Genomic DNA, 21,611 nt, shown 5'->3' with positions numbered 1-21,611 from the left:
CGCAGCGGCGAGGCGCCGTCCTCCCGTCAGCGGACGACCGTGCCCAGGGCACCCACGACGGCATCCAGCGGGGTGCCGCTGGCGTCGCGCCTGCCCTTGACCGAGGGCAGCGTTCGGGGCGAGCCGTCGGCGCCGGTCGCGCGCGGCTCCACCCCGACCCACGCGAGCGCGATCACGTCCTCGCCCCGCAGGAAGCGCTGGGCGCGGACGCCGCCGGTGGCCCGGCCCTTGGGAGGGAACTCCGCCAGGTCCGACACCTTCGCCGATCCGGCATCCGTTCCCGCGATCGCCGTGGAGGACGCTGCGATGGTGACCACGACGGCTTCGTGCGCGTCCGCGGGGACCGAGCCGAAGTAGACGGCGTGCTGGCCCGCGGCGACGCGCACGCCGGCCATGCCGGCAGCGGTGCGTCCCTGCGGCCGCACGGACGCGGCGTCGAACCGGAGCAGCTGGGCGTCGGTGGTCACGAAGATCAGCTCGGCACCGTCCGGCGCAGGCGCGGCGCCGACGACCCGGTCGCCCGGCTTCAGCGCGATGATCTCGACGTCCGCTTTGGTCGAGATCTCCGTGGCCGCGACGCGCTTGACGACACCCTGCGCCGTGCCGACCGCGAGCACCGGCTTCTCTTCCAGCGGCACGAGAGCGACGACGTGCTCATCCGCGCCCAGGGTCAGGTAGTGCTCGGCACGCGTCCCCGCGGCCAACTGCACCGAGTTGCCGGGAACCGACGGCAGATCGACCGGTGAGAAGCGCACCAGGCGACCCGTGCTCGTGATGGCCCCGGCGTCCCCGCGCGTGGTGGTGTCGACCGCCGACCGCACGGCGTCGTGCTTGGACCGACGGGTGGGGGGCACGATCCCCCCGGTGCCGTCCTCGGCCGCGAGATCCGCGCGGACCATCCGTCCCGTGGCCGACAGGAACACCCGGCACGGTGCATCGGCGATCTGCAGGTCGGCCGGCTGCCGCGACCGGCTCGCCCGGGACGTCGCGACTCCGCCGTTGAGGAGGAGCGTCCGCCGCGGCGTGCCGAAGGTCTCGGCTGCGGCGTCCAGCTCGCGCGCGACCTGGGCGCGCAGCAGGACGTCGCTGGCGAGAAGCTCCTCGAGGTGCGCGATCTCGGTCTTCAGCTCGTCGCGTTCGGCCTCGAGCTCGATGCGCGAGAAGCGGGTGAGGCGGCGGAGCCGCAGCTCGAGGATGTATTCGGCCTGAGGCTGCGAGAGGTCGAAGACCTCCATCAGCCGCCCGCGTGCCTGCTCGCCGTCGTCGGAGGCGCGGATCACCTGGATGACCTCGTCGATGTCGAGGATCGCGATGAGCAGCCCCTCGACCAGGTGCAGTCGCTCCTGCCGTCGCGCGAGACGATAGCGACTGCGCCGCGTCACGACCTCGATGCGATGCTCGAGGTACACCCGCAGCATCTCCCGCAGGCCGAGCGCCTGCGGTTGACCGCCCACCAGCGCGACATTGTTGATGCCGAACGAATCCTCCAGCGGTGTGAGCCGGTAGAGCTGCTCGAGCACGGCCTGCGGATCGAATCCGGTCTTGATGCCGATGACCAGACGAAGGCCCTTGTGACGGTCGGTCAGATCGACGACATCCGCGATGCCCTGCAGCTTCTTCGCGTTGACGGCATCCTTGATCTTCTCGATGATCCGCTCGGGGCCGACGAGATAGGGGAGCTCCGTCACCACCAGACCGGTTCGGCGCGGCCCCAGCGATTCGATGGACACCTTGGCCCTCGTGCGGAACGTCCCGCGCCCCGTTGCGTAGGCGTCCTTGATCCCGTCGAGTCCCACGATGATCCCCCCCGAGGGGAGATCGGGGCCGGGGACGAACTCCATGAGCTCCTCGACCGTGGCGTCGGGATTGTCGAGAAGGTGGATCGCTGCGGCGACGACCTCGATGAGGTTGTGCGGGGCCATGTTGGTGGCCATGCCGACCGCGATGCCGGTCGCGCCGTTGACGAGGAGGTTGGGGAAGGCGGCGGGAAGGACCTCGGGCTGCTGGAACTGCCCGTCGTAGTTCGGGATGAAGTCGACGACGTCCTCGTCGAGGTTCTCGGTGAGCGCCAGCGCCGGCGGCGCCAGGCGCGCCTCGGTGTAGCGGGCGGCGGCCGGTCCGTCGTCGAGCGAGCCGAAGTTGCCGTGGCCGTCGACGAGGGGCACGCGCAGCGAGAACGACTGTGCGAGACGGACCAGGGCATCGTAGATCGCCGCGTCGCCGTGCGGGTGGAGCTTCCCCATGACCTCGCCCACCACGCGCGCGGACTTCACATGCCCCCGGTCGGGCCTCAGTCCCATGTCCGCCATCTGGAAGAGGATGCGGCGCTGCACGGGCTTGAGTCCGTCCCGAGCGTCGGGCAGGGCGCGGGAGTAGATCACGGAGTACGCGTACTCGAGGAACGACCCCTGCATCTCGGTCGAGACGTCGACGTCCTCGATGCGGCCGTGGTCGGCGGGAGCGGATTCGGTGCGGGATGCGGGCATGACGATGAGGCCTCGGGAGACAGCGGTCGGCGGGGGGCAATCTGTCGTGTGCGAGACTGGCCCGGATGTCCCTCAGCCTACCCGCGGACCCGCCAGGGGCCCGGAGCCTCACCGACGTCGTCGGAGAGATGACGGCGGCCCTGGACGGTCGATCGACGTGGTTCCCTCCGGCCACCAGCGCCGTGGTCTTCGTCATCGACGGACTCGGCGCACGCAACCTCGCCGCGCGAAGCGGTCACGCCCGCTTCCTCGCGCAGGCGGGGGGACGCCGCGCGGTCTGCCGCACGGTCTTCCCCTCGACGACGGCGAGCGCGTTGACGAGTCTGCTGACCGGTGCGTCCGTCGGGACGCACGGCATCGTGGGGTACCGTGCCCGCGTCCCCGCCACCGACGAGGTCGTGAACCAGCTGCGCGGATGGGACGCCGGCCACCTGCCCCCGGGCTGGCAGCGTGCGACGCCGTCGTCTGCGGGCGAGCGGCCCTTCTTCGCCGTCTCGAAGAGCGAGTACGCCGGGACGGGCTTCACCGCGGCGACCCTCGGGGGAGCCGAGTTCCACGGGGAGGACGATCTCACCCAGCGCGTCCGGGCCGCCGCAGCGCTGGCGTCGCGGGTGCCGGGCTCCCTCACCTACCTCTATGCGCCCGAGCTCGACGCGATCGGGCACCGCAGAGGCTGGGAGTCCGATGAGTGGGTGGCGGCCCTGGAGCGGGTCGATGCCGCCGCCCGGGACCTGGAGGCGGCGGCGACCCGCGGCGTCGGCATCGTCGTCACAGCCGACCACGGCATGGTGGACGTGCCGCGGCATCGGCACGTCCTGCTGACCGAGGGCGGTCTCACCGACGGCGTGCGACACATCGGCGGCGAACCGCGGATGCTGCACCTGTACGCCTCGGACACCGAGGCCGACGCCGTGCTCACCCGCTGGCGCCACGCCGAGGCCCATCGATCCTGGGTGCTGTCGCGAGACGAGGCGATCGAGGCCGGGTTGTTCGGCGACGTCGCGGATGACGTGCGCGCGCGCATCGGCGACGTGCTGGTGGCCGCACGTGCCGGCATCGCCTACTACGACGATCGCGAGGCGGACAAGGGCGCGCAGCGGATGATCGGGCAGCACGGATCGCTCACCGATGAGGAGCGAGTCGTGCCGCTGCTGGGGCTCGGGGCCTTCGCACGGTCCTGAGACGCGGACGCGCGGCGCGGTGCGGGAGACCCGCGCTCCGGGTCAGTCGTCGGTGCGCGCTCCGAAGACGATCTCGTCCCACGACGGCATGGACGTCCGACCCTTCCGGCGTCCGGCTTCGGCCACGGCGGGCGAGCTCGTCTGCTCGGGCGCGGCATCCCCGTCGGTCTCGTCCTCGCGAACGTCCAGCGCATCGAACAGGGCCACGGGCGACGACGACGGAGCGTCCGGTTCCTCCATGCCCGGCAACGGCTCGCGCTGACCGCGGCGGCGTCGCAGTGCCTCCAGGAGATCGGCCGTCTCGGCTGACGTCACCACCGGCTCGCTGCGACGCTTGATGGCCGCTTCCTGAGCCGGCGACCCGGACACCGGGGGATCGGGCTGCTCTATCTCGACTTCGGTGTGACGGCGAGGCCCGAAGGCGCCGCTGTCGAAGCGGGATTCGTCCTTGAGCGGCGTTACGTCGAGGGCGCGCAGTCGCGGTATGAGGCCGTCCGGGAGCGAGCCCTGGCGGGACAGCTGCACGGCATCGGCGTTCTGGGGAGTCAGTGTGGTGCGCCGGGGCTCGAAGCCCCACCGTGCATCGTGATCGATGTCACCGGCGGTGAACTCCAGCTTCACCACCCAGCCCGCCTGCTCCTTCCAGCTCGTCCAGCGTTCGCCGACGGCGCCCGCCTCGCTGAGCTTGGCGCGGACGGCAGCACCGAACGTGTGGTGCGCGTCCGCCTCGAACTCGCCGCCTAGAAGCACCGGAACCGCCAGCGCCTGGCCCACCACGTGCTCGCGCTCGGCCAGCACCGGACCTTCGAAACGCTGCACGTCCTCGATGCGCGCTCCCAGCAGCTCCGCCACCTCGCGAGCCGACATGCCCGCGCGGATGTGGGCCTGGATCTCTCGGGGGCTCGGACGCGGAGCCTGGGAATCGGCGTCCTGATCGCGGCGCGCCCTGCGCAATTCGGCGCGCAGCACCTCGTCGACGGCGAGGGCGAACCTGTCGCCCCCCTCGGTAGCCAGGACGAGCCGATCGTCCTCGGTTCCGATGACCTTGAGCTGTTCCATGCGAACGCCTCTCCGATCCAGCCGTATGCGCCTTCATGCTGTCACAGCGCGGGCGATGCGCCGGGAATATCGCGGGCGTGCCGCGGGTTTGGACCCGACGCAGCCTCACCGCCGCCGCGTGCATTTGCGAAACCGGTGGCGGTCATGCAAACTATCGCCGCCCGAACCGGCGGGCTCTCCCCGCGACTCCCTGGAAGTAGAGACCTTCACGTATGGCCACCGACTACGACGCACCGCGCAAGACCGACGACGACAGCGAGTCGATCGAGGCCCTCAAGGAGCGCGTCCCCGACAAGATGTCCGGGACGGTCGACGTCGAGGACGCCGACAACCCCTCGGGCTTCGAACTTCCCGGCGCGGACCTGTCGGACCTCGAGCTCGACGTCGTGGTGCTGCCTCCGCAGGAGGACGAGTTCACCTGCATGAACTGCTTCCTCGTGAAGCACCGTTCGCAGCTCGACCACGATGGCGCCGACGGTCCTATCTGCGCGGAGTGCTCCGCGTAGCGGCCTGAGCCCGCCGCACAGCGGCGGCGAGACGGTCCGGCGTCCGCGAGGACAGCACCCATGACGGCGCCGGATCGTCGGGGTCGAGGATCGGGATCACCGCGATCGGATCGATCCCCCCGCGGATGACATGCCACGACCGCGGATCCAGCGCCACCCCGCGAGCATCCCGCGCTTCGTCGCCGAACAGGATCCGGGGAGCACCGAGCCACTCCACCTCGATCCGGGCCCTGCCCGCACGCAGCCTTCCGCCCGTGATCTCGATGACGGGGGAGCTGAGCACCAGGATCGCGATGAGCGCGACACCGACCCCCGCACCGCCGATCAGCGCGAGGGTGCGGTCGACGGGAGCCAGCACGAGCGCCGCCATGGGCCCCGCGACGGCCGCGGAGGCCAGCACCCACAACGAGGGGCTGAGCCGCTCCCGGTAGGTCGTCTCGACGTCGACATCGCGCACTGTGTTCTGCATTACCCTCGTTGAGTGACTGAAACCGTGGACGTCCCCATTATCGCGTCCGCCGCGCCGGTGTACGCCCACCCCGGTGACGCCGGCGCCGATCTGACCTCGGCCGAGACGCTCACACTTCGGCCCGGAGAGCGGGCCCTCGTCGGAACCGGCGTGAGGATCGCACTGCCCGACGGGTTCGTCGGCTTCGTCGTCCCGCGCAGCGGCCTGGCCGCCAAACACGGCATCACCATCGTGAACGCTCCGGGGACCGTCGACGCCGGCTACCGCGGCGAGATCAAGGTCGCCCTGCTCAACACGGACCCCGCCGAGCCGTTCGAGGTCTCGGTGGGCGACCGCATCGCACAGCTCATCGTGATGCCGGTGCCGCGGGCGCGATTCGTCCCCGTGGCGGAACTGCCCGACAGCGCCCGCGGCGAGGGCGGCTTCGGCTCCACCGGCTACCAGAAGGAAGAAGTCATCGCATGACCGACCCCACCCCCGTCGACTCCTCGGGCAAGGTGGCCCCCCAGGACCGGTCCGAATCGGGCCCGTTCGACGAGGCCGAGGCCAACCCCGTCCGTCCCTACATCGACCTCGGCGGCATCAAGGTCCTGCCTCGTGAGGGACTCAACCTGCGGCTGGAGGTCGAGGAGCAGACCAAGCGCATCGTCGCGGTGGGCCTGGACTACGCCGGCTCCACGCTTCAGGTGCAGCCCTTCGCGGCACCCCGCTCGACGGGACTGTGGGAGGAGACCCGCGAGCAGATCCGCAGTCAGATCCGCCAGCAGGGGGGACGCGTCGAGGAGCGCGAAGGCCCGCTCGGGCCCGAGCTCCTCGCGGAGGTGCCGGCGACGGGTGCCGACGGCTCCGCCGGGATGCGCCTGGCACGGTTCATCGGCGTCGACGGTCCCCGCTGGTTCCTCAGAGGTGTGATCGGGGGTGCGGCGGCGAGCGATGTGGAAGCCGCAGCCAAGGTCGAGGACCTCTTCCGTTCGATCGTGGTCGTGCGCGGTGCGTCGCCGATGCCCCCGCGCGACCTGATCCCGCTGCGCATGCCCGCCACGCCGGGCAGCGCGTGAGCCGGCCCGACCCGCCTCCGGCGAGCAGCGGCGACGACGAGGCCGCGGCGGCCTCGCCCTCGGCATCCGAAATGCTCGGGGCGGCTCTCGGCGGCGCCGCCCGACGCGCCGGGCTCGACCCCGCCGCCGGCACGTCCACCGGGCACGTCGTCTGGCAGGCGATGGGCGGATGGCGCGGCATCCTGGAATCGGTCCTCCCGAGCCTGGCGTTCATCGTCGCGTACACCCTGATCCCCGGCGAGACCGGCGACAAGCTCGTTCCCGCGCTCGCGATCTCGGTCGGGATCGCGGCCGTGTTCACCGTGGTGCGGCTCGCTCAGAAATCGCCCCCCTCCGCGGCCATCGGCGGCCTCGTCGCCGCCGGCGTTGCGGCCGCGCTGGCGTTGATCACCGGCAACCCGTCGGACAACTTCGTACCGGGATTCATCACGAACGCCGTCTACGGCTCCGCACTGCTGATGTCGGCGTTCGTCGGTTGGCCGCTGATCGGCCTGGCCGTCGGGTTCCTCATGGGGGAGGGCACCGCGTGGCGTGCGTCCAAGCGGAAGCGGCGCGCGTTCTTCTGGCTGACGATCGCATGGGCGGCTCTGTTCGCCGCGCGCCTCATCGTTCAGTTCCCGATCTATCTGACCTCGCTCGAGCCGGCGCAGCGCGACAGCGCCGTGGCGCTCCTCGGTACGCTGAAGCTGGTCATGGGGATCCCCCTCTTCGCGCCCATGGTCGCGGTGACGTGGCTGACCGTCCGCGCCCTCTACCCCAAGCCCGCAAGCTGATACATTTATCTCGACATCAAGATAAATCTGCCGGTTCTCGGTAAGGCCTGCCTCACTTGGCAGCGCCGCGCGCACCGGGGGAAGATGGGCGGACGGGCCTCGGTCCATCCGCCGCCGACGAAGGAGACACGCGTGTCCACGGTTGACAGCTTCGGTGCCAAGAGCACCCTGACGGTCGGCAGCACCGACTACGAGATCTTCCGCATCGACAAGGTCGAGGGCTACGACAAGCTGCCCTTCAGCCTGAAGGTGCTCCTGGAGAACCTGCTTCGCACCGAGGACGGCGCGAACGTCACCAAGGAGCAGATCCAGGCGCTCGGATCGTGGGATGCCGCGGCCGAGCCCGACACCGAGATCCAGTTCACGCCCGCACGCGTCGTGATGCAGGACTTCACCGGCGTCCCCTGCATCGTCGACCTCGCCACGATGCGCGAGGCGATGGCGGCGCTCGGCGGCGACCCGAGCCGCATCAACCCGCTCTCGCCGGCGGAGATGGTCATCGACCACTCGGTGATCGCCGATCTGTTCGGCACCGAGAACGCACTCGAGCGCAACGTCGAGATCGAGTACGAGCGCAACGGCGAGCGCTACCAGTTCCTGCGCTGGGGTCAGACGGCGTTCGACGACTTCAAGGTCGTCCCCCCGGGCACCGGCATCGTGCACCAGGTCAACATCGAGCACCTCGCCAAGGTCGTGTACGACCGGGTCTCGACGAACTCGACCACCGGCGAATCCGTCCTGCGCGCCTATCCCGACACGTGCGTGGGCACCGACTCGCACACGACCATGGTCAACGGACTCGGCGTGCTCGGCTGGGGTGTGGGAGGCATCGAGGCCGAGGCCGCCATGCTCGGGCAGCCGGTGTCGATGCTCATCCCGCGCGTCGTCGGCTTCAAGCTGACCGGCTCGATCCCCACCGGCGTCACCGCCACCGACGTGGTGCTGACGATCACCGACATGCTGCGCAAGCACGGCGTCGTCGGCAAGTTCGTCGAGTTCTACGGCGAGGGCGTCGCCTCGGTGCCTTTGGCCAACCGCGCCACCATCGGCAACATGAGCCCGGAGTTCGGCTCCACCGCGGCGATGTTCCCGATCGACGGCGTCACGATCGACTACCTGCGCCTCACGGGCCGCAGCGAGCAGAACCTCGCCCTGGTCGAGGCGTACGCGAAGGCGCAGCACCTGTGGCACGACGCGTCCCGCGAGCCGGTTTTCAGCGAGTACATGGAACTCGACCTCTCGACGGTCGTCCCCTCCATCGCCGGCCCGAAGCGCCCGCAGGATCGCATCGAGCTGTCGCGATCGAAGCAGCAGTTCGAGTCCGACCTCGTCAACTACGCCGATGTCGATCACGACCTCGTGGACCTCACGATCTCGGAGTCCTTCCCGGCATCTGACCCGCCGGGGATGACCCCCGAGGACGAGTCGAGCCACCACGCGCACCACCACCACTCGCACGCTCCCGCTTCGGTCAGCAAGCCGACCCCGGTGACCCTGGCCGGCGGCGAGTCGTTCGTGCTGGATCACGGGGCCGTGACCATCGCCGCGATCACCTCGTGCACGAACACGTCCAACCCATCGGTGATGCTGGCCGCGGGCCTGCTCGCCCGCAACGCGGTGAAGAAGGGCCTCAAGGCGAAGCCGTGGGTGAAGACCACCCTCGCGCCCGGATCCAAGGTCGTCACCGACTACTACGAGAAGGCGGGTCTGACGAAGGACCTGGAGGACCTCGGCTTCTTCACGGTCGGGTACGGCTGCACCACGTGCATCGGCAACTCCGGACCGCTGATCGAAGAGGTCTCGGCCGCCGTCAACGAGAGCGATCTCGCGGTGACCGCCGTGCTGTCGGGCAACCGCAACTTCGAAGGGCGCATCAACCCCGACGTCAAGATGAACTACCTCGCCAGCCCGCCGCTGGTGATCGCGTACTCGCTCGCCGGATCGATGAACTTCGACTTCGAGACGGACCCGCTCGGCAAGGACCGCGACGGCAACGACGTCTTCCTGAAGGACATCTGGCCCGACGCGGCAGAGGTCCAGGCGACGATCGACTCCTCGATCAGCGAGGAGATGTTCACCCGCCAGTACGCCACCGTCTTCGAGGGGGATGAGCGCTGGAAGAACCTCCCCACCCCCACCGGCGATGTGTTCGAGTGGGACGAGGCGTCGACGTACGTCCGCAAGCCCCCGTACTTCGACGGGATGACGATGGAGTTGACCCCGGTGTCGGACATCGCGGGCGCGCGCGTGCTCGCGACGCTCGGGGACTCGGTCACGACGGACCACATCAGCCCCGCCGGCAACATCAAGGTCGACAGCCCCGCCGGTCACTACCTCGCCGAGCACGGCGTGGACCGGAAGGACTTCAATTCCTACGGCTCGCGCCGCGGAAACCACGAAGTGATGATCCGCGGCACCTTCGCGAACATCCGGCTGAAGAACCTGCTGGTGAGCGCGGTGAACGGCGGCGCCGTGATCGAGGGTGGGTACACGCGCGACTTCACCCAGGAGGGTGGTCCGCAGTCGTTCATCTACGACGCGAGCCAGAACTACCAGGCCGCCGGCACGCCGCTGGTGATCTTCGGCGGCAAGGAGTACGGCTCGGGCTCGTCGCGCGACTGGGCGGCGAAGGGCACGAGCCTGCTGGGAGTGAAGGCCGTCATCACCGAGAGCTTCGAGCGCATCCACCGCTCGAACCTCATCGGAATGGGTGTCGTACCCCTGCAGTTCCCCGCCGGGCAGAGCTGGGAGTCGCTGGGGCTCGACGGCACCGAGATCGTGTCGATCACGGGGCTGGAGCAGCTGAACGAGGGTGTGACGCCCAAGACGGTGCGCGTCACAGCCGCGCCCAGCGAGTTCTCGGCACCCGGCAAGGACACCGTCGAGTTCGACGCGGTCGTGCGCATCGACACGCCCGGCGAGGCGGATTACTACCGCAACGGCGGCATCCTCCAGTACGTGCTGCGGTCGCTCGTCTGACGCGTATCCCACAGAGGCCGGGCGCGCTCCGCCCGGCCTCTGCCGTTCTCCGCGGATAGACTGGTGGCGGCCCGACCGGCCTGGAAAGGAGAGCGGATGTCGCTTCTCGCCCGCATCTCAGGACCTCGCGACCTCGACGCGCTCAGCACCGAGCAGCTCGGGGAGCTCGCGTCGGAGATCCGCTCGTTCCTCGTCGACAACGTCTCGCAGACCGGGGGCCATCTCGGACCGAATCTGGGCGTCGTCGAACTCACCATCGCCCTGCACCGGGTCTTCGACTCGCCTCACGACCCGCTCATCTTCGACACCGGGCACCAGTCCTACGTCCACAAGCTTCTGACCGGCCGGCAGGACTTCTCCGGGCTCCGCAGCCGCGGGGGGCTCGCGGGGTACCCCCAGCGCGCGGAGAGCGAGCACGACGTCGTGGAGTCCTCCCACGCGTCGAGCTCGCTCAGCTGGGCCGACGGTGTCTCCCGGGCGCTGACCCTCACCGGTCGACGCGACCGCCATGTCGTGGCCGTGGTCGGCGACGGCTCCCTGACGGGAGGCATGACCTGGGAGGCGCTCAACAACATCAGCGACGACAACGACCGCAACCTGGTCATCGTCGTCAACGACAACGGGCGCTCCTACGCACCGACGATCGGCGGCATGGCCAGGTACCTCAACCGGGTGCGCACCGCCGACACCTACCGGAACCTCCGCCGGGGCTCGGACACCTTCTTCCGCAAGCTCGGTCCGGTCGGCCGGGCGGTCTACCGCGGGGTCCGCGGCGGAACGCACGGCTTCCTGTCCCGCTTCACCAACAACGCGGACCTGTACTCGAACCTCGACATCAAGTACCTCGGCCCGGTCGACGGCCACGACCTCGGCGTGCTGATCGAAACGCTCGAGCTGGCCAAGTCCTATGGGGCTCCCGTGATCGTCCATGCCATCACCGAGAAGGGCAGGGGCTACCAGCCGGCGCGCGACGACGAGGCCGACCAGTTCCACGCCGTCGGGCGGATCGATCCCGCGACCGGACAGACCATCTCGGGTTCGGCCTCGGGCCCCGCGTGGACGGAGGTCTTCGCCGAGCAGCTCGTGACCGTCGGAGAGGAACGTCGCGACGTCATCGCGATGACGGCCGCAATGCTCCGGCCCACCGGACTCCTTCCGTTCGCACAGCGGTTCCCGGACCGGGTGTACGACGTCGGCATCGCCGAGCAGCACGCGGTGACCTCGGCCGCCGGTCTGGCCTTCGGCGGGCTTCATCCGGTCGTGGCGATCTATGCGACGTTCATGAACCGGGCGTTCGACCAGGTCCTGATGGATGTGGCGCTGCACCGTGCCGGTGTGACGTTCGTCCTCGATCGCGCGGGGGTGACGGGCCCCGACGGTCCGAGCCATCACGGCATCTGGGACCTCGCGATGCTGCAGATCGTCCCCCACATCCGCATCGCGGTTCCCCGCGACGCCGAGCGGCTCCGGGAGGAGCTGTCCGAGGCGGTCGAGGTGTCGGACGCCCCCACTGTGCTGCGCTTCCCCAAGGGCGCGGTGAGCCCGACGCTGCCCGCCCTGGAGCGCCTGGAGGACGGCGTGGATGTGCTCGTGCGCTCCGACGCCCAGGACGTGCTCATCGTCGGGATCGGCCCGATGGCTCACACCGCGGTCGACGTAGCGCAGCGCCTCCGGGCCCAGGGCATCGGCGCCACCGTCGTCGACCCGCGCTGGGTGATCCCGGTGCAGCCCTCGATCGTCGAGCTGGCCGCCGCCCACCGCCTCGTGATCACGATCGAGGACGGCATCCGCGTCGGGGGTATCGGCACGCGTGTGCGGCAGGTGCTTCGCGAGGCCGGCGTCGACACCGCGGTGGACGAACTGGGCGTCCCCGACGCCTTCATCGATCATGCGAGCCGCGAGCAGATCCTCGACGATGCGGGCCTCACGCCCGCGAAGATCGCTCAGGACGTCGTCTCGCAGGTGCTCGGCACGAGGATCCCGGTCGCACGTGCCGCTGACCAGGAGCTGTCGTCGTTGCGGGAGTGGTCCGCCACACGGCCGCAGTGAGGGTCAGCCGACCGAGGTGAGCCGATCGGCATAGACCGCGGACGCGGCATCCCATCGATCGTGTGCGGTCGGGTCGGGACTGCGCAGCGCCTGCGAGAGAAGGAAGCCGTCCGTGAGCGCGTCCCCGGTGACCAGGACCGCGAGCAGCTCGACGCCGCACTGCTCCCGGACCTCGGACGCGCACGCCGACACCAGTTCGGGCGACAGTTCATGGTTGGCGGGGAGGACGGGGCCCGCGAGGCGGTGGACCCGGTCGCGCAGCGCTGCGCCGACGATGTTTCCCGCGCGCTCGCGTACGTCGACGACGTCGAGTTCCAGAACGCGCAGGTCGTGCCCGGTCACGAAGGGTCGCCAATCGAAGGAGGCGTGCACCACGTGCTGGTGACCGTCGGCGCCGGTGAGGGTGCGGGCGGGCAGATCGGTGGACCGGGCGCGGACGTCCACCATGCGGTACCAGAGGAAGATGGGGAACGCCCCATGGGTGCCCGGCCTGAGCACCACCACCTCGCCGCGCCCGTCCCCGCGGGAGCGTGAGGCGCGACGGATGATGGGCTTGCCGTTGCGCGTCCGGATCGCCGCGGAACCCTCGTCGACGGTCACGAGGAAGAGCTTCATCAGCGCAGGCACGACCACCAGGAGGGTCAGCGCCGCACCGCTCGACTTGATGAGGATGCTCAGCGCACTGCCGCTGAACATCCCCGTGATCGCTTCCAGCACCGCGACTCCGATCCGTCGATCCGACGAATCCAGGATGCCGCGCCCCGACGTCCCCGCCGCACCTGCCGCGGTCCGATCGGTGAGATTTCATCGACCGGACCGCGAGCGTTCCCCCGACGGGGGGAGGGGTGTCAGCTGCCGGTACCCGTGATGGGCGGCTGGTGGAACGTGGCGCCGAAGACACGCTCGGACGCGCCTTCCCGATCGAGGTACGGGGACGCGCCGCCGTCGATGAACGGCCAGCCCGCGCCGAGGATCAGGCACAGATCCACGTCCTCGACCTCGGGGACGACGCCCTCGTCGAGCATGATACGGATCTCGTGCGCGAGCCCGTCCTGCACGCGGCGAAGGATCTCCTCGGCGGAGGCGGGGGAGCGGCCGACTTCGGGCTTGAGCACCTTCTCGGCGGCCTTCGTCCACCCGGTGACGCGCCCGCCCTTGTCCTTCTCCACGACCTGATCCAGCTCGGCCAGCCGGTGGAAGTTGTCGTTGGCGTAGAAGCGGTCCGGGAATGCGGTCGCCATGGTGTCCTGCACGTGCGCGGCGACCTTCCACCCCACGAGATCGATGAGCTGGAAAGGGCCCATCGGCAGGCCCACCGGAGCGAAGGCCTTCTCGACGTCGACGATGTCGGCGCCCTCGTAGACCGCCCGCGCGGCTTCCCCCATGACCTTCGCCAGCAGTCGATTGACGACGAAGCCGGGTGCGTCGGCGGTGAGGACCGCGCTCTTTCCCAGGTTCTTCGCGACCACGAAGGCGGTCGACAGCGCGGCATCCGAGGTCTGAGCGGTCTTGACGATCTCGATCAGCGGCATGACGGCGACGGGGTTGAAGAAGTGGAAGCCGACCAGGCGCTCGGGGTGTGCCAGCCGCGCCCCGATCTCCTCGACCGAGAGCGACGAGGTGTTCGTGGCGAGGATGGCGTCCTCGGCGACGATCTGCTCGATCTCGCCGAACACGGCCTGCTTCACACCGACCTCTTCGAAGACGGCCTCGATCACGAAGTCGCAGTCGGCGTAGAGGCTCTTGTCCGTGGTGCCCGTCACCAGAGCCCGCAGTCGGTTGGCGGTGTCCGCGTCCACGCGGCCCTTGGCCTCGAGCGCTCCGATCTCGTCGCGGATGTGCGCCACGCCCTTGTCGACCCGCGCCTGGTCGAGGTCGGTGATCAGCACCGGCACCTGGAGCTTGCGGACGAACAGGAGCGCGAGCTGGCTGGCCATGAGACCGGCGCCGACGATGCCGACCTTGGTCACCTTCCTCGCCAGCTCCTTGTCAGGGGCACCCACGGGTCGCTTGGCGCGCTTCTGCACGAGGTCGAAGGCGTACATCGATGCGGCGAACTGATCGCCCGTGACCAGGTCGGCCAGCGCGTCGTCCTCGCGGGCGAAACCCTCAGCCTTGCTGCCGCCCCGCGCCTTGTCGAGCAGCTCGAGCGCGACGTAGGGCGACCTCGGGACCGTGCCGATCTTGGATTCGAGCATCGCGCGGGCCATCTTGATGGCGATCGGCCACTTGGTGAGGCGCTCGATGCGCCCGGGCTCGTTCCGGCGGTCCACCTTCGTGCGGCCGTCGAGGACGCCGTCCGCCCAGCGCAGCGAGTCCTCGAGGAAGGTGGCGGCCGGGAACATCGCGTCCACGACCCCGAGCTCGAGGGCCTGCGGGGGCTTGAGCATGCGGTTCTGCTTGAGCGGGTTGGAGATGACGACGTCCAGGGCGTTCTCGATGCCGATCAGATTGGGCAGCAGGTAGGCCCCGCCCCACCCGGGGATGATGCCCAGGAACACTTCGGGAAGGGCGATCGCGGCTGCCGAGGCGTCCAGGGTGCGGTACGTCGAGTTGAGTGCGATCTCGAGCCCCCCGCCGAGGGCGAGACCGTTGACGAACGTGAACGACGGCACGCCGAGCTCTGAGAGCTTGCCCAGCACGTGGTGACCGAGCTGGGCGATCAGCTTCGCGTTGTCTCGGGATCCGACGCGCGAGATGTCCGACAGATCGGCTCCGGCGGCCAGGATGTACTGCTTGCCGGTCACCGCCACAGCGTGGATCTGCCCCGCGGCCGCCCGTCCGGCGAGGGCGTCGAGGGTGTCGCCGAGCTCGAACAGGGTCGCCGGACCCAGCGTGTTCGGCCGCGTGTGGTCGCGACCGTTGTCGAGCGTGATCAGCGCCAGGACCTTCCCTGACGGAAGGGTGATGTCGCGCACGCGCGAATGCGTGACGACCTCTCCGTCCGTCAGCGCGCGAAGGGGGGAGAAGTCGATGGCGGCGTAGGGGGAGGAGTGCGTCTTCGTCATGGTCGTCTGGCTCACTTCTTCTTCTTGCCGTCGTAGTGCGGGTTCTCCCAGATGACGGAACCGCCCTGTCCGAGCCCGACGCACATCGCCGTGAGGCCGTACCTCACGTCGGGTCGCTCGGCGAACTGGGCGGCGAGCTGGATCATCAGGCGCACACCGGATGCCGCGAGCGGATGTCCGAGGGCGATCGCCCCGCCCCACTGGTTGACCCGAGGGTCGTCGTCGGCGATTCCGAAGTGGTCGAGCAGCGAGATGACCTGGATCGCGAAGGCCTCATTGAGTTCGAACAGGCCGATGTCGTCGATCGTGAGGTTCGCGCGCCGCAGCGCCTTCTCGGTCGAGGGAATGGGACCGATGCCCATGATCTCGGGCTGGACCCCGGCGAAGGCGAACGAGACCAGGCGCATCTTGGGCGCGAGCCCGAGCTCCTTCACCGCTCCGCCGCCCGCGAGCAGGCTCATCGTGGCGCCGTCCGTGAGCGGCGAGGACGTCCCCGCGGTCACGCGGCCGTGGGGACGGAAGGGCGTCTTCAGCGCGGCCAGGTCGGCCATGGTCGTCTGGGGACGTCGACCTTCGTCCTCCGTGGCCAGACCCCATGCGCCCTCGGCGTCCTTGACCGCGACCGGAACGAGATCCGGCTGGAACTTCCCGGCCTCGTAGGCGGCCTGGGCGCGATGCTGACTGAGCATTCCGAAGCGATCGGAGCGCTCCTTCGTCAGATGCGGAAAGCGGTCGAAGATCCGCTCGGCCGTGACGCCCATGTTGAGGGCACCGGGATCGACCATCTTCTCTGCGACGAACCGCGGGTTGGGGTCGGCATTGCCGCCGATCGGGTGGTGTCCCATGTGCTCGACGCCACCGGCGAGGGCGACGTCGTACATCCCCATGCCGATCGAACCGGCCATCGTGGTGACGCTCGTCATGGCGCCGGCGCACATCCGGTCGATCGCGAAGCCGGGGACGGTCTGCGGCAGCCCGGCGAGGATGGCGACGCTGCGCCCGAGCGTGAGGCCCTGATCGCCGGTCTGCGAGGTCGCCGCGATGGCGACGTCATCGATGCGGTCCTTCGGAACGGCGGCATTGCGCTCCATCAGACCGATCGTCGCCTTGACCGCGAGGTCGTCGGATCGGGTGTTCCAGTACATGCCCTTTTCGCCGGCGCGCCCGAACGGGGTGCGCATTCCGTCGACGAAGAAGACGTCCGAAATCTCGGCCACTCTGCCTCCAATGGTTGGGATGTCGCAAGACTATGGAGGCGCCCTCGGCGGCGGGGAATCGGTTGGTGCGAACCTACGAAGCCACTTCCGCGACGCTCCCGGGCTCTTGCACGGAAGTGACAAAGGCATCGGCGATACCCTGTGCGGTCTGTTCAATCTGCCACTCGCGCGCGCCGAGATCGCGGAGAGCCTCGCCGATGGTCTCGGGGGACACGTCCTCCGGCGGCGACCAGGCCACGCGCCGCAGCAGCTCCGGGGTGAGAAGGTTCTCGGTGGGCATGCCCAGATCGTCCGCACGCGCCTCGACCACCGGACGGGCCGCTTTGAGCCGAGCGTCGGCTTCGGGATTGCGATCGGCCCACGCCCGCGGTGGGGGCAGTGTGTCGCCGCCGCGCGCGCGATCAGTGGGCAGCTCCGTCGCAGCCCGGCCCGCCTGGATCGCGCTCCACCAGCGGTCGATCTGGCTGCGGCTGGCTCTTCCGGTGAACTCCTTCAAGCCCGCCAGCGCCTGCTTGGTCTGCGGATCGGCCATGATGGCCGCCACCAGTGCGCGATCGGGCACGAGGCGCCCCGGCGCGACGTCCTGCTCCTGCGCGTACTCCTCGCGCGCGGTCCACAGTTCGCGTGCGACCGCGAGCGATCTGCGGCCACGCACCGTGTGCAGCCCGCTCAGCCGTCGCCACGGCTCCTCGCGCGGCGCCTTCGGGCGCCGTTCGAGCACCGCGGCGAACTCTTGCGCGGCGAACTCGGTCTTGCCCTGCTCCTCGAGCTCGCCGTGCAGGACGTCGCGCACGTCGACGAGGTGCAGCACGTCGAGCGCGGCGTACTCCAACCACGACTGCGGGAGCGGCCGCGTCGACCAGTCGGCCGCCGAATGCGCCTTCGCGAGCGCGATGCCCAGGGTGTCTTCGACGACCGCACCCAAACCGACGCGCGCGTGCCCCAGCAGGCGGGCGGCCAGCTCGGTGTCGAACATCACGCGGGGCTCGAGCCCGAGTTCCCGCAAGGACGGAAGGTCCTGGCTCGCCGCGTGGAGAACCCACTCCTCCCCGCCGATCGCCGTCTGCAGCGGCCCGAAGTCGCCGATGGGCGGGGGGTCGAAGAGGAACACGCCCGCGCCGCGGCGGAAGACCTGGATCAGGTAGGCCCGCTGCGAGTAGCGGAAACCCGACGCCCGCTCCACGTCCACGGCCACCAGCCCCTCACCGCCCGCGAGCAGTGCAGCCGCGACGCCGAGCCCGTGCGCATCGGTGATCACCGTGTAGTCAGCCACGAGGCGACCTGCGCGAACCGAACATCGCAATCCCTTCCGATCCGGGCGGCAGCCCTGCGAGCATGCACACCAGTTCGGTCCATGCTTCCACATGCGGTTCCAAGGGGCCCTCGGGAGACCACGACGCGCGAAGTTCGATCTGAGCGCCTTCGCCTTCTCCGGCCAGCGTCCCGAAGCCCTTCGACAGGGTCTTGGTGGCCGTGCCCGAAGACGAATGGTGCGCTGCCCCGCGTGAACGGAGGGCGTCGGTCAGCCAGGACCAGGCGACGTCGGCGACGAGCGGGTCGATGCCGAGGTCCGGCTCGAGCGGGGCCTGGGCGAAGCAGACGATCCGCCACGGACCGTCCCACGGGCTCGGTTCGGAGGCGTCGTGCAGGAGGATGAACCGACCGGTGCCGTAGGCCGACTCGCCGTCGTCGTCCGGGCGCACATCTGCAGCCAGGGCGAGGGCGTCGGGCGCCAGCCCGCCGGGAGCGGCGATCTCGCGGACGCTCAGGTCGTCCCGGAACCGCATGGCACGGACGTCGTCTGCCGCAGTCGCGAACGGGGACGACGTCTCGGGAGGACGTTGGTCAGCCACCCGGACAGACTAGAGTGGGGCCTCGATGGTCGACTCCAGGCGCGCCGCGGGAACCGGTGCATCCCTCGCATTGATCGCGGGCCTCCGAGCCGCGATCACCGTGCTGACCGCGGCACTGACGACCACTCTGGCCCTTCTCGGCCTCGCGTCCCTCAGGATGGCGCGCACCGTCGTGACGCCCGCGAGGCGCCTCGCCGACGTCCGCATCCTGGCGCTGGACACCGCCGCGCAGACGATCACGCTGTCGCGGACGCCCGACACCGCGCTGCCGGGACGCTACGGCCTGTTCACCGACGGCACGATGGACTATCTCAAGCTCGGCTCCGTGCTGGCGGAGGACGACGAGGGAGTCACCCGCAAACTGCTGACCCATGTGCCCCCTGCGGCGCGTCTGGCGGCGGAGGCGGCCTTCAGCGGCTGGTACTTCGACCATCCCGAGCAGCTGCACCTGCCGTACTCGCCGGAGCTCGTCGGATCCGCGGTCGGCCCGTGTCCCGCGTGGCTCTTCCCCGCCGGCGACGGCGACGTGTGGGTGATCCAGATCCACGGCCGGGGCACGACCCGCGCCGAGTGCCTGCGTGCCGTGCCCGTCTTCCACGGGCTCGGAATCACGTCGCTCCTGGTGTCGTATCGCAACGACGGCGAGGCGCCGCGCAGCCGCGAAGGCACGTACACGCTCGGGGCGACCGAATGGCGCGACGTCGACGCCGCCGTCGGCTTCGCACGTCGGCGCGGTGCCCGACGGATCATCCTGATGGGCTGGTCGATGGGGGGCGCCATCGCCCTGCAGCTGTCGCTGCACTCGGCGCACCGAGGCATGATCGCCGGTGTCATCCTCGACAGCCCCGTCATCGACTGGCGCATCGTGCTGGACTACCAGGCGGGCCTGCGCGGCGTGTCGCCGGCCGTGGCCCGCCTGGCCGTGCGCGCGCTTCGGTCGCGGTGGGCGACCCCGCTGATCAGAGCGGGAGCGCCCATTCCGTTCGAGCGGCTCGACATCGTGTCGCGCGCCGCTGAGCTGCGGCATCCGATTCTCATCCTGCACAGCGACGATGACGGATTCGTGCCTTCGGACGCCTCCCATGACCTGGTCGTGGCGCGCCCCGATCTCGTCGAGATGCGCGTCTTCGACGTCGCGCGACACACCAAGCTCTGGAACTACGACCAGGACCGGTGGACGCGGAGCATCACCGGCTGGCTGCTGGAGCGCGGTCTCGGCGACGAGGCCGGTCGCACGTCCCCCACGCCCTGACGAGCTCCGCGCAATCAGCGACGCTCGCGCACCCGCCGCTTGACCCGCCGGAGCATGCCGGACATGCCGGCAAGTCGCAGCGGCGAGACCGCGCGGGAGAGCCCGATCGACTGCGGGAAGTCGTCGGGGATGGCCAGGACCGCCTCGACGCTGAGCCCGGTGACCCCTTGACAGAGGATGCTGGCGAAGCCACGCGTCGTGGGTGCCTCGGGCGGCGCCGTCGCATACACGGCGACCGTGCCCTCCGGGTCGACGTCGACGAGGACGTACACGGGGGACTGGCACTCCGAGACCCGTTCGAACATGTCCGGATGCGCGTCGTACACGGTGGGCACCGGGGGCAGCTCACGTGCGAACTCCGCGAGCAGCTGCAGGCGCTCGGGCTCGGGCAGTGCGAGGAAGTCGTCGCGGATCTCGGCGAGCGCCGGGGGAGGGGTCTCGGATGCGGTCACCGGTCCATCATGAGGCCGCGACCGCGGCGCCGGCATCCGCGCAGGACGACATAGGCTGGTCGCGTCGCTCCGGCCGGAGTGTCGGCGGGTCCGCTGTCGCCCGCACCATGCCTTCCAGGAACGCCATGACCCACGCCGCCGCCCGCACCGGGATCGTCCACCTCGCCGAGCGGTCGCCCGATCTCGCCGGGGCCGACATGGTCGCCGCCCTCACTCCGCCCCCGCAGTTCGAGGACGCGACGTTCGAGTCCTATCGAGCCGATCCCGAGTACCCGTCGCAGCAGCAGGCCAAGGATGTGCTCGTCGCGTTCGCGGGGGGCGGTCCGGCGTCGGCGCGCGGCGGCTTCTTCCGTCGCGCCAAGCGGGAGCAGCAGAAGCCCGGTGTCTACCTCGACGGCGGATTCGGAGTCGGCAAGACCCACCTCCTCGCCGCCGTCTACCACGCCACGGCTGCGCGGCGGAAGTACTTCGGATCCTTCATCGAGTACACGGCGCTGGTTGGTGCGCTCGGCTACAAGAACACCGTGGAGCTGTTCAAGGGTGCCGACCTGCTGTGCATCGACGAGTTCGAACTCGACGACCCGGGCGACACGATGGTCATGACCCGTCTGCTCGGGGAGCTCGTCGCCACCGGCACCAAGCTGGCGGCCACCTCGAACACCCCGCCGAACGCGCTCGGCGAGGGTCGTTTCGCCGCGCAGGACTTCCTGCGCGAGATCCACGCGATGGCAGAGAGCTTCCAGACCATCCGCATCGACGGCACCGACTACCGCCACCGGGCGGTGGACGGACACGCCGTGACCCTGACCCCGTCCGAGTACGAGGACGCCGTCGCAGAGGCGGCGCGCGCGAGCGTCGTGAGCGACGACGCCTTCGGTGACCTGATCACCCACCTCGCCCGCGTCCATCCGTCGCGCTACATCCGCCTGATCGAGGGAGTGGACACGGTGGGGCTTCGGGACGTCACGGTTCTCAGCGATCAATCGTCCGCCCTGCGCTTCGTCGCGTTCATCGACCGCGTGTACGACGCGCAGCTGCCGATCCGGGCGACCGGCGCCACGCTCGACACCGTGTTCCCCGATGAGATGCTCGCCGGCGGCTATCGCAAGAAGTATCTCCGGGCCGTGTCGCGCCTCGTCGCATCCACCCTGGCCTGACGCACGCAGCTGTCTCTATCGTCCTCGCCGCCCCGGCCCGCCCGACGGCGTCGATCTCGCGGCGCGTTCCCGCTTGCGCGAAACGTGATGTTTACGCGACGCCCGGTGACGT

The 21,611-nt window shown here is 69.9% G+C and carries 18 protein-coding genes; 9 read left to right on the top strand and 9 right to left on the bottom strand.

Annotation, left to right across the window (positions count from 1 at the left end; genetic code table 11):
• Window positions 1–26 precede the first annotated feature (26 nt).
• The gene (locus tag NFR93_RS02225; protein ID WP_251449696.1) at window positions 27–2,486 is read right to left on the bottom strand and encodes a DNA gyrase/topoisomerase IV subunit A; all 2,460 of its coding nucleotides are present in this window, start codon (window positions 2,484–2,486) and stop codon (window positions 27–29) included.
• A gap of 65 nt (window positions 2,487–2,551) precedes the next feature.
• Between NFR93_RS02225 and NFR93_RS02220 the strand changes: the two genes are divergently transcribed.
• Window positions 2,552–3,667 (top strand): alkaline phosphatase family protein, encoded by a 1,116-nt coding sequence (locus tag NFR93_RS02220; RefSeq protein WP_251449695.1) that lies wholly within the window; start codon window positions 2,552–2,554, stop codon window positions 3,665–3,667.
• Between the two features lie 42 nt (window positions 3,668–3,709).
• Here the strand turns inward: NFR93_RS02220 and sepH are convergent, their stop codons facing one another.
• A complete protein-coding gene (sepH, locus tag NFR93_RS02215; RefSeq protein ID WP_251449694.1) occupies window positions 3,710–4,726 on the bottom strand; it encodes a septation protein SepH in 1,017 nt (338 codons plus the stop codon).
• A 212-nt stretch (window positions 4,727–4,938) separates the two neighbouring features.
• Here sepH and NFR93_RS02210 point away from each other — a divergent pair, with 212 nt between their 5' ends.
• Window positions 4,939–5,232: a DUF4193 domain-containing protein gene (locus tag NFR93_RS02210; RefSeq protein ID WP_251449693.1), complete on the top strand. Its 294-nt coding sequence runs from the start codon at window positions 4,939–4,941 to the stop codon at window positions 5,230–5,232.
• On the opposite strand, the gene NFR93_RS02205 is transcribed toward NFR93_RS02210, so the two are convergent.
• Window positions 5,207–5,701: a DUF3093 domain-containing protein gene (locus NFR93_RS02205; RefSeq protein WP_251449692.1), complete on the bottom strand. Its 495-nt coding sequence runs from the start codon at window positions 5,699–5,701 to the stop codon at window positions 5,207–5,209. The genes NFR93_RS02210 and NFR93_RS02205 overlap by 26 nt on opposite strands.
• A 12-nt stretch (window positions 5,702–5,713) precedes the next feature.
• Between NFR93_RS02205 and dut the strand changes: the two genes are divergently transcribed.
• The 5 genes from dut to dxs all read left to right on the top strand — a co-directional run bounded on the left by dut (window position 5,714) and on the right by dxs (window position 12,560).
• On the top strand, window positions 5,714–6,166 hold the full coding sequence (gene dut / locus NFR93_RS02200; protein ID WP_251449691.1) for a dUTP diphosphatase: 453 nt from the start codon (window positions 5,714–5,716) through the stop codon (window positions 6,164–6,166).
• Window positions 6,163–6,759 carry a DUF3710 domain-containing protein gene (locus NFR93_RS02195; protein ID WP_251449690.1) on the top strand — a complete coding sequence of 199 codons (597 nt, stop codon included), beginning with the start codon at window positions 6,163–6,165 and terminating at the stop codon, window positions 6,757–6,759. The genes dut and NFR93_RS02195 overlap by 4 nt, the downstream gene beginning before the upstream one ends.
• Window positions 6,756–7,532, top strand: a complete 777-nt coding sequence (locus tag NFR93_RS02190) for a DUF3159 domain-containing protein (RefSeq protein ID WP_502846245.1) — start codon at window positions 6,756–6,758, stop codon at window positions 7,530–7,532. The genes NFR93_RS02195 and NFR93_RS02190 overlap by 4 nt, the downstream gene beginning before the upstream one ends.
• 132 nt (window positions 7,533–7,664) lie before the next feature.
• Window positions 7,665–10,511, top strand: a complete 2,847-nt coding sequence (acnA, locus tag NFR93_RS02185; RefSeq protein WP_285814532.1) for an aconitate hydratase AcnA — start codon at window positions 7,665–7,667, stop codon at window positions 10,509–10,511.
• Between the two features lie 96 nt (window positions 10,512–10,607).
• Window positions 10,608–12,560, top strand: a complete 1,953-nt coding sequence (dxs, locus tag NFR93_RS02180; protein WP_251449688.1) for a 1-deoxy-D-xylulose-5-phosphate synthase — start codon at window positions 10,608–10,610, stop codon at window positions 12,558–12,560.
• A gap of 3 nt (window positions 12,561–12,563) precedes the next feature.
• Here the strand turns inward: dxs and NFR93_RS02175 are convergent, their stop codons facing one another.
• From NFR93_RS02175 to NFR93_RS02155, 5 genes are all read right to left on the bottom strand, one after another.
• Window positions 12,564–13,277, bottom strand: a complete 714-nt coding sequence (locus tag NFR93_RS02175; RefSeq protein ID WP_251449687.1) for an SPFH domain-containing protein — start codon at window positions 13,275–13,277, stop codon at window positions 12,564–12,566.
• Between the two features lie 131 nt (window positions 13,278–13,408).
• Window positions 13,409–15,568, bottom strand: a complete 2,160-nt coding sequence (locus NFR93_RS02170; protein WP_251451428.1) for a 3-hydroxyacyl-CoA dehydrogenase NAD-binding domain-containing protein — start codon at window positions 15,566–15,568, stop codon at window positions 13,409–13,411.
• Between the two features lie 11 nt (window positions 15,569–15,579).
• Window positions 15,580–16,785 carry a thiolase family protein gene (locus NFR93_RS02165; RefSeq protein WP_251449686.1) on the bottom strand — a complete coding sequence of 402 codons (1,206 nt, stop codon included), beginning with the start codon at window positions 16,783–16,785 and terminating at the stop codon, window positions 15,580–15,582.
• 73 nt (window positions 16,786–16,858) lie between these two features.
• Complete coding sequence (locus tag NFR93_RS02160) at window positions 16,859–18,058, bottom strand: ribonuclease D (RefSeq protein ID WP_251449685.1); 1,200 nt, start codon at window positions 18,056–18,058, stop codon at window positions 16,859–16,861.
• Window positions 18,051–18,638: a DUF3000 family protein gene (locus NFR93_RS02155; protein ID WP_251449684.1), complete on the bottom strand. Its 588-nt coding sequence runs from the start codon at window positions 18,636–18,638 to the stop codon at window positions 18,051–18,053. The genes NFR93_RS02160 and NFR93_RS02155 overlap by 8 nt, the downstream gene beginning before the upstream one ends.
• 25 nt (window positions 18,639–18,663) lie before the next feature.
• Between NFR93_RS02155 and NFR93_RS02150 the strand changes: the two genes are divergently transcribed.
• Window positions 18,664–19,890: an alpha/beta hydrolase family protein gene (locus NFR93_RS02150; protein ID WP_251449683.1), complete on the top strand. Its 1,227-nt coding sequence runs from the start codon at window positions 18,664–18,666 to the stop codon at window positions 19,888–19,890.
• A gap of 14 nt (window positions 19,891–19,904) precedes the next feature.
• On the opposite strand, the gene NFR93_RS02145 is transcribed toward NFR93_RS02150, so the two are convergent.
• Window positions 19,905–20,342: a SufE family protein gene (locus NFR93_RS02145; RefSeq protein WP_251449682.1), complete on the bottom strand. Its 438-nt coding sequence runs from the start codon at window positions 20,340–20,342 to the stop codon at window positions 19,905–19,907.
• 125 nt (window positions 20,343–20,467) lie between these two features.
• Between NFR93_RS02145 and zapE the strand changes: the two genes are divergently transcribed.
• On the top strand, window positions 20,468–21,499 hold the full coding sequence (zapE, locus tag NFR93_RS02140) for a cell division protein ZapE (RefSeq protein ID WP_251449681.1): 1,032 nt from the start codon (window positions 20,468–20,470) through the stop codon (window positions 21,497–21,499).
• The last annotated feature ends 112 nt before the right edge of the window (window positions 21,500–21,611 follow it).

This window comes from Microbacterium sp. Marseille-Q6648, from assembly GCF_943181415.1.
Taxonomy (GTDB): Bacteria; Actinomycetota; Actinomycetes; order Actinomycetales; family Microbacteriaceae; genus Microbacterium.
The sequence above is the reverse complement of the archived record's forward strand: the minus strand, read 5'-3'. Positions and strand labels throughout refer to the sequence as shown.